Annotated in this window: 8 protein-coding genes; 3 read left to right on the forward strand and 5 right to left on the reverse strand. The window is 72.0% G+C overall.

Features of this window, described 5'->3' with window-relative positions; all coding sequences use genetic code 11:
• The 4 genes from VFV89_RS21090 to gcvT form a co-directional block, all read right to left on the reverse strand.
• On the reverse strand, positions 1-215 hold a 215-nt coding region (locus tag VFV89_RS21090; RefSeq protein WP_329707948.1), incomplete at its 3' end, for a hypothetical protein.
• 7 nt (positions 216-222) lie between these two features.
• Positions 223-825, reverse strand: coding sequence for a short chain dehydrogenase (locus VFV89_RS21095; RefSeq protein ID WP_329707949.1), 603 nt, complete (start codon positions 823-825; stop codon positions 223-225).
• Between the two features lie 25 nt (positions 826-850).
• Positions 851-1108: a hypothetical protein gene (locus tag VFV89_RS21100; protein ID WP_329707950.1), complete on the reverse strand. Its 258-nt coding sequence runs from the start codon at positions 1106-1108 to the stop codon at positions 851-853.
• Positions 1105-2247, reverse strand: a complete 1143-nt coding sequence (gene gcvT, locus VFV89_RS21105) for a glycine cleavage system aminomethyltransferase GcvT (RefSeq protein WP_329707951.1) — start codon at positions 2245-2247, stop codon at positions 1105-1107. Before gcvT ends, VFV89_RS21100 begins: the two co-directional genes overlap by 4 nt.
• A gap of 32 nt (positions 2248-2279) precedes the next feature.
• On the opposite strand from gcvT, the gene VFV89_RS21110 reads away from it, so the two are divergent.
• Positions 2280-3803, forward strand: coding sequence for a leucyl aminopeptidase (locus VFV89_RS21110; protein WP_329707952.1), 1524 nt, complete (start codon positions 2280-2282; stop codon positions 3801-3803).
• 275 nt (positions 3804-4078) lie between these two features.
• Here VFV89_RS21110 and VFV89_RS21115 read toward each other — a convergent pair whose 3' ends face one another.
• Positions 4079-4441, reverse strand: coding sequence for a hypothetical protein (locus tag VFV89_RS21115; RefSeq protein WP_329707953.1), 363 nt, complete (start codon positions 4439-4441; stop codon positions 4079-4081).
• Between the two features lie 62 nt (positions 4442-4503).
• Here VFV89_RS21115 and lpdA point away from each other — a divergent pair, with 62 nt between their 5' ends.
• Positions 4504-5886 carry a dihydrolipoyl dehydrogenase gene (lpdA, locus tag VFV89_RS21120; protein WP_329707954.1) on the forward strand — a complete coding sequence of 461 codons (1383 nt, stop codon included), beginning with the start codon at positions 4504-4506 and terminating at the stop codon, positions 5884-5886.
• 54 nt (positions 5887-5940) lie between these two features.
• Positions 5941-7766, forward strand: a 1826-nt coding sequence (gene sucB, locus VFV89_RS21125) for a 2-oxoglutarate dehydrogenase, E2 component, dihydrolipoamide succinyltransferase (RefSeq protein ID WP_329707955.1), incomplete at its 3' end; no start/stop codon positions are given.

A 7766-nucleotide genomic window follows, 5' to 3' on the forward strand; every position in this document is an offset into this window, starting at 1 on the left:
CCGATCGCCACCTCGAGCCGGGACGACGCCAACCCGGCCACCAGGCTCCCGGCCGCGAACGCGGCGACGTGCAGCCCGCCGACCGTGTAGCTCAGGTCGAGCTCGTCCCTCAGGTGCGGGACCACCAGCCCGGGTGCCGCCTGGAGGTAGGCGAACCAGGCCAGCATGACGTAGGCCGTCCAGGTCAGCCGGTCACGCCGGAACGACGCGGGCACCCGTCACTCAGAGCACGTAGACACGGCCGGAGTCCATCGACTCCACGGAGCGGACGTAGGCGAGGCCGACCTCCGAGCCGTCGACGGCGGGGTAGCCCGGCATGACCGAGGAGTACGCCGCGCGGGACTCGGTCAGCACGGTCGTGCTGACAACGTTGACCCGGAACCGGCCCCACAGCTCGCCCGCGGTGGCGGGCACCCAGCCCTCGAGCGCGCCGTTGACCGCGGCGGCGACGCTGCCGGTCCGCACCGGCTCGCGGCCGAGGATGCCGCTGGTGAGCGTGAACGACCCGCCCTCGCGGACGAACCCGACTCCTTGCCGGACCAGCTCGACCTGGCCGAGGAACTTGCTGGTCAGCCCGGCCAGGAGCTGCTCGCGGCCGATCTCGTCCCAGGGTGCGTACGGCGTGGTGCCGGCGGTGACGACGACAGCGTCCAGGCCGGGGCCGACCGTGTCGTAGAGCGCACGGACCGACTCGGGGTCGGTGATGTCGACCGGGCGGTCGGCCGAGCTCCGGTGCGCGCTGACCACGTCGTGGCCGCGCTCGCGCAGCGCGGCACCGACCGGCTCGCCGACGTGTCCGGTGGCACCGACGTGCAGGATCTTCACGGATCCAACCTAGGACTCGTGTGGTTCAGGCGTGCAGTGACATCGGTCCGTAGACCACCCGCTCTGCCTCCAGCAGCGTGACCGCGTCGACGCCGAGCTCGGCCAGGTCGGACCAGACCTCGCCGACCCAGGACTCCGCGTCGGCCTGCGAGGCGAACCGGTGTCCGGCGTACTCCGACGGCACGTCGACCTCGGCGCCCGAGGCATCCTCGAGCCGCCACGACCAGGGACGTTCGGCCGGGCTGGGCGGGCGGAAGGTCGGCGGTTGTTCCGGGAGGTTCAACTCTCGCGGACCTTCGGCTGGACGAAAGGTGGCTGGGTGACCTGGAAGATCTCGCGCCGGCCGCGCACGTCGACCCCCACCTCGGCCTCGGGGTTGACCACGGCGGAGACCAGGGCCAGCCCGACGCCCTTCCTGAGCGTCGGCGAGAAGGTGCCGGACGTGACCTCGCCGACCTGGACGTCGGGGGTGAGCGAGACCGCCATCCCGGGCCGCGGGATGGCTCGTCCGGTCGCGACGATGCCGCGGAGGATCCGCTTGGGACCCTCCTCCTTCTCCCTCCGGAGCACCTCGCGGCCCCAGAAGGCAGGCTTGCTCCAGCCCACCGCCCAGCCCAGCCGGCCTTCGTTGGGCGTCGTCGACAGCGAGATGTCCTGGCCGTGCAGCGGGTAGCCCATCTCGGTGCGCAGCGTGTCGCGGGCGCCGAGGCCGCAGGGCAGCATCCCGAACTCCTCACCGGCGGCCATCAGCTGGTCCCACAGGACCCCGGCGACGCTGTTGGCAGCGATCAGCTCATAGCCGCGCTCGCCGGTGTAGCCGGTCCGGCAGACCACCACGCCGGCGTCGGTCTGGTCGTCGCCGGGGACCGGCGCCTCGACGAAGGACATGTACTCGTGGCCGGCCGGCAGCCCGACCTTCTCGAGCACCTCGTCTGACTTCGTGCCCTGGACGGCGAGCACGACGTAGTCGCGGTGCCGGTCCTTGATCGCGATGCCGTCGGGTGCGCCCCCGATGAGGCGACGGGCGACCTCGGCGGTGTTGGCGGCGTTCGGCACCAGGAGGACGCGGTCGTCGGTGTGGAGGTAGGCGATCAGGTCGTCGACGATCCCGCCGGTCGCGTCGTCGCAGCACAACGTGTACTGCGCCTTGCCGTGACGGATGCGGCCCAGGTCGTTGGTGAGCGTGGCGTTGACGTAGTCGGCCGCGCCCGGACCGACGACGGTGATCTTGCCGAGGTGGCTGACGTCGAAGAGGCCGACCGCCTCGCGCACCGCCGTGTGCTCCTTGACCACGCCCGAGGGGTACTCGAGCGGCATCGACCAGCCCCCGAAGTCCGCGAACTTGGCGCCGAGGGCGAGGTGTCGCTCGTGCAACGGCGAGGTCAGCGGCCCGCCCTCCGCGTGGGGCTCAGTGCCGTCCATGGATCGGAACTTACCGTGACTATCCTGCGGCGGTGAGTACCTACACGCTGCGCACGGCGAACCCCGCCAAGACCCGCTGCGACGTGGTCGTGGTCGGCGTGGTGCAGGCAGGCAACGGGCTGCTGGTCGCCTCGGGCGGCGAGGAGGTCGCCAAGGCCTACGGCCGGACCTTCCGTCCGCTGCTGGCCTCCCTCGGGGTGACCGGCAAGGCAGGAGAGGTCACCAAGGTCCCGACCGGCAAGCAGGTGTCGTCGCCGCTGCTGGTCATCGTCGGCCTCGGCAAGCTCGGCAAGGGCGAGACCGCGACTCCGGCCGCCGTACGTCGTGCCGCCGGCGCCGCGGCGCGCGGGGTCAGCAACGCCGCCTCCGTTGCGATCGCGCTGCCGGCCGACTCGCTCGAGCTGCTGCGCGCGGTGACCGAGGGGTTCGTGCTCGGGGGCTACACGTTCACGGCGTACAAGAAGAAGGGCTCCGACGACTCCAAGCCCGACCAGCCGGGCGACGTCGTCGTGCTGAGCCCGTCGGCGCGCAAGCGGGAGTTCGTGCGCGCCTTCGAGGAGGCCCGCCTGGTGGCCGACGCCGTCGCCGCCACCCGCAGCTGGGTCAACATGCCGCCCGGCGACTTCACGCCGCCGAGCTTCGCCGCCGCTGTCGAGGCCGCGGTCAAGGAGGCCACCAAGGGGCGCGGCGCGCCCAAGGTGGGGATCCGGGTCCGGGACGAGAAGGAGCTCCAAGATCTCGGCTGCGGCGGCATCCTCGGGGTCGGGATGGGCTCTTCGGCGCCGCCTCGGCTCGTGGAGCTGACCTACGCCCCGCGCGAGGCGAAGGCGCACCTGGCGCTGGTCGGCAAGGGCATCACCTTCGACTCCGGCGGGCTGACGCTCAAGACGCACGCCGGCATGAAGGAGATGAAGTCCGACATGGCCGGCGCCGCCGCGGTCGTCCACGCGACCCTGGCGATCGCGCGGCTCGGGCTGCCGCTGCGGGTCACCACGTTCGTGCCGATGGCGGAGAACATGGTCTCCGGCTCGTCGGTCCGGCCCGGCGACGTGCTGACGATGTACGGCGGCACGACTGTCGAGGTGCTCAACACCGACGCCGAGGGCCGGCTGATCCTGGGCGACGCGCTCGTGCTCGCCGCCGAGGCGAAGCCGGACGTGATCCTCGACGTGGCGACGCTGACCGGGCACATGGTCGTGGCGCTCGGTGACCGGGTGTCCGGGGTGATGGGCTCCCCCGACGTGGTCGACGACGTGCTCGCGGCGGCCGAGCGGGCCGGCGAGGAGAGCTGGCCGATGCCGATCCCGGAGGCGATGGACGAGCGGATCCACAGCAGCCGGATCGCCGACCTGGCCCAGCACGACTGGGTCCGGTGGGGCGGCGGGCTGTTCGCGGCGGCGTTCCTGCGGGAGTTCACCGGCGGGCTGCCGTGGGCGCACCTCGACATCGCCGGCCCCTCGTTCAACTCCGGCGGGGCCTACGGCCACATCACCTCCGGCGGCACCGGCGTGTCCGTCGCGACGCTGGTCGACTACGCGCGGGGGCTGTGCGAGTGAGGTCTGGCTAGCGGCATCGGCAGACAGTAGAGGAATTTCGCCACTGGGTCGCCGAAATGCGGCTCTGTGACGCATCCGTGGGTGGGCGGCCGCGCGCGTAGCACGCCGCAGCCGGACCCGGCTTTGCCGAGGATCTCCGGCACCAGGTGCCGATCTCCCTCCGCAAACCCACCGATGGGCGCGCGGTCACCCACGGATCCGCCCGACATGCGGTGCAGTCGTGCTCCGCGGCAGCTCCAACCATGGGCCGCCCAGCCGGCGACCCGGTTGCCGGGCTAGCCCTCGAGCTTCTTGCGGCGGTTGTAGTCGCGCATCCGCTGCGGAATGCCGACCACGGCGGCGTCGTAGGACGGCACCTGGAAGCGGTTGCAGAACTTGTGCGCCCAGTCGACCGAGGGAACCCGGCGGCGAGTCCACTCACCGTCGTGGGCGACCAGGAGCAGGGTCACGTCGCTGACCGCGGTGCGGGGCTCGACGAAGCCCTCGACGCCCTTGTGGCCGGCCACGAACTGCTGCAGGTGGTCCTGGTCGACGGAGTCCGAGGCGCGCACCCGGGTGGACCCGGTGCGATACGCCTCCCGCGCCGGTCCCTTGGTCCGCGGCTTCGCGCCGCCTCGGAACCGATCCAGCCATGACATGCGGACAAGTGTGCCTCGCCCGCCCTCAGCCCGCTGTGAACACGCGCGACACAGGTGCAAAGATGGCTGACGTGTCCGACTTCGACGTCCTCATCCTCGGAGCCGGGTCGGGAGGCTATGCGTGCGCGTTGCGGGCCGCCCAGCTCGGGCTGCGCGTAGGTCTGGTCGAGAAGGGGAATCTCGGCGGCACCTGTCTCCACGTCGGCTGCATCCCGACCAAGGCGCTGCTGCACGCGGCCGAGGTCGCCGACAGTGCCCGGGAGTCGGAGCAGTTCGGGGTGCGGGCCAGCCTCGAGGGCATCGACATGGCCGGGGTCAACGCCTACAAGGACGGCGTCGTGCAGCGGCTGTTCAAGGGGCTGACCGGGCTCATGAAGAGCCGCGGCATCACCTTCATCGAGGGCACCGGGCGGCTGACCGGTCCGTGCGAGGTGAGCGTCGACGGTACGCCGTACGCCGCCGACCACGTGGTCCTCGCCAGCGGCTCCTACCCCCGGTCGTTGCCGGGCCTCGACATCGACGGCGAGCGCGTGATCACCTCCGAGGAGGCGCTTCGGCTCGACCGGGTGCCGGCGTCGGTGGTCGTGCTCGGCGGCGGGGTGATCGGCTGTGAGTTCGCGAGCGTGTGGCGCAGCTTCGGCGCCGAGGTGACCATCGTCGAGGCGCTGCCCCGGCTGGTCCCGCTGGAGGACGAGGCGTCCTCCAAGGCGCTCGAGCGGGCCTTCCGCAAGCGCGGCATCGGGTTCCGGACCGGCACGCCGTTCCAGAGCGTCAAGACCACCGACGACGGGGTCGCGGTGACTGTCGAGGGCGGCGAGGTCCTCGAGGCCGAGCTGCTCCTCGTGGCGGTGGGCCGTGGGCCGGCGACGGACGGCCTCGGGTACGACGAGCAGGGCGTCGCGATGGACCGCGGCTTCGTCCTTGCCGACGAGCGGTGCCGGACCAACCTCGAGAACGTCTGGGCGGTCGGCGACATCGTCCCCGGCCTCCAGCTCGCCCACCGAGGCTTCCAGCAGGGCATCTTCGTGGCCGAGGAGATCGCTGGGCTCTCCCCCACGCCGCTGGACGAGGCCGGCATCCCGCGGGTGACCTACTCCCACCCCGAGGTCGCCTCGGTCGGGCTGACCGAGGCCGAGGCCGGCGAGACCTACGGCGCCGACGCGATCGAGTCGCTGACCCTCGACCTGGGCGGCAACGGCAAGAGCCAGATCCTCAAGACCCAGGGCTTCGTCAAGCTGGTGCGCCGCAAGGACGGTCCCGTCGTCGGCGTCCACCTGGTGGGCGACCGGGTCGGCGAGCTCGTCGGCGAGGCCCAGCTGATCTACAACTGGGAGGGGTACCCCGAGGACGTAGCCTCGCTCGTCCACGCCCACCCGACCCAGAACGAAGCCCTCGGCGAGGCGCACCTGGCTCTCGCCGGCAAGCCACTGCACTCCCACTCCTGACCGACCACCCGTCCCTTCCAGACCACGCTGACCCGATCCGAGCGAAGGAGCTCCATGGCCACCGAAGTCAACCTTCCCGCACTGGGCGAGTCCGTCACGGAGGGCACGGTCACGCGCTGGCTCAAGCAGGTCGGCGACCAGGTCGCCGTCGACGAGCCCCTGCTCGAGGTCTCCACCGACAAGGTCGACACCGAGATCCCCTCGCCGGTCGCCGGGACGCTGCTCGAGATCAAGGCCAACGAGGACGACACCGTCGAGGTCGGCGCCGTACTCGCGGTGATCGGCGACGAGGGCGAGAGCACCGGCTCCGATTCCGGCGACTCGTCTGCCGAGGCCGAGCCGGCGAGGACCGGTCAGGCCGCGGACGAATCGGAGCCCGCGCAACCCGAGCCGCAGCCCGAGCCGCAGCCCGAGCCGCAGCCCGAGCCGCAGGCCGAGCCGGAGCCCGAGCAGCCCGCGGCCGCCGAATCGTCCGAGCCGGCGGCGGCTGCGGCGAGCGGTGGGGGCGCGGACGAGTCGTCGTCCGGCGGCGGTGGCGGGGGTGGCGACGCCACACCGGTGACACTGCCCGCGCTGGGTGAGTCGGTCACCGAGGGGACCGTGACCCGGTGGCTCAAGCAGGTGGGTGACGAGGTGGCCGTCGACGAGCCGCTCCTCGAGGTCTCCACCGACAAGGTCGACACCGAGATCCCCTCACCGGTCGCCGGGACGCTGCTCGAGATCAAGGTCAGCGAGGACGAGACCGTCGAGGTCGGCGCCGAGCTGGCGTTGGTGGGTTCCGGTCAGCCGGCCTCTGGCGGCGGTGGCGAGCAGGCGCAGCCGGAGGAGAAGCAGCCGGAGCCGGAGCCTGAGCCCGAGCCGCAAGCTCAGGAGCCGGAGCCCGAGCCCGAGCCCGAACCGGAGCCGGAGCCGGAGCCCGAGGCGAAGGAGGAACCGGCACCGGCCCAGGAGACGCAGCCGGAGCCGGCGAAGCAGCCGGAGCCCGAGCCGCCAGCCGCTGCCGCGCCGCCCGCGCCGGCCGCCCTGAGCGGTGCCGCCGAGGGTGCCGCCGGCTACGTCACGCCCCTGGTCCGCAAGCTCGCCGGCCAGCACAACGTCGACCTGTCCACGGTGACCGGCTCAGGTGTTGGCGGCCGGATCCGCAAGCAGGACGTGCTCGAGGCCGCCGCTCGCCAGGCCGAGCAGGCCGCCCAGCCGGCGGCCGCGGCCGCTCCGGCGGGTGTTGCCGCCGCTGGCGCTGCGGCACCGGCGGGTGGCACGGCGCCGACGATCACGCCGGACTCACGCCGGGGCACCACCGAGAAGATCAGCCGGCTGCGCAAGATCATCGCCGAGCGGATGGTCGACTCGCTGCAGACCTCGGCGCAGCTCACCCAGGTCATCGAGGTCGACGTCACCAACGTCGCCCGGCTGCGTGAGTCGGTGAAGAACGAGTTCCTGGCCCGCGAGGGGGTCAAGCTCACCTACCTGCCGTTCTTCGCCAAGGCAGCGATCGACGCACTGAAGGAGCACCCGAAGCTCAACGCCACGATCGACACCGAGGCCGGCGAGATCACCTACTACGACCGGGAGAACCTCGCCTTCGCGGTGGACACCGAGAAGGGGCTGATCACCCCCGTGGTCCGCGACGCCGGCGACCTCTCGATCTCGGGGCTGGCCAAGAAGATCGCGGACGTCGCCGAGCGCACCCGCACCAACAAGATCGGCCCCGACGAGCTGTCCGGCGGCACCTTCACCATCACCAACCTCGGCAGCGTGGGGGCGCTCTTCGACACCCCGATCATCAACAAGCCGCAGGTGGCGATCCTGGGTCCGGGCACCGTCGTGAAGCGGCCGGTGGTCATCGACGACCCGAACCTCGGGGAGACGATCGCGGTCCG

The sequence above is a fragment of the Nocardioides sp. genome (assembly GCF_036274455.1).
Taxonomy (GTDB): Bacteria; Actinomycetota; Actinomycetes; order Propionibacteriales; family Nocardioidaceae; genus Nocardioides.

Excerpts from the sequence above, each read along its gene's own strand:
- gcvT (WP_329707951.1), bottom strand. The coding sequence starts at position 2,247 with ATGGACGGCACTGAGCCCCACGCGGAGGGCGGGCCGCTGACCTCGCCG.
- VFV89_RS21115 (WP_329707953.1), bottom strand. The coding sequence starts at position 4,441 with ATGTCATGGCTGGATCGGTTCCGAGGCGGCGCGAAGCCGCGGACCAAG.
- lpdA (WP_329707954.1), top strand. The coding sequence starts at position 4,504 with ATGGCTGACGTGTCCGACTTCGACGTCCTCATCCTCGGAGCCGGGTCG.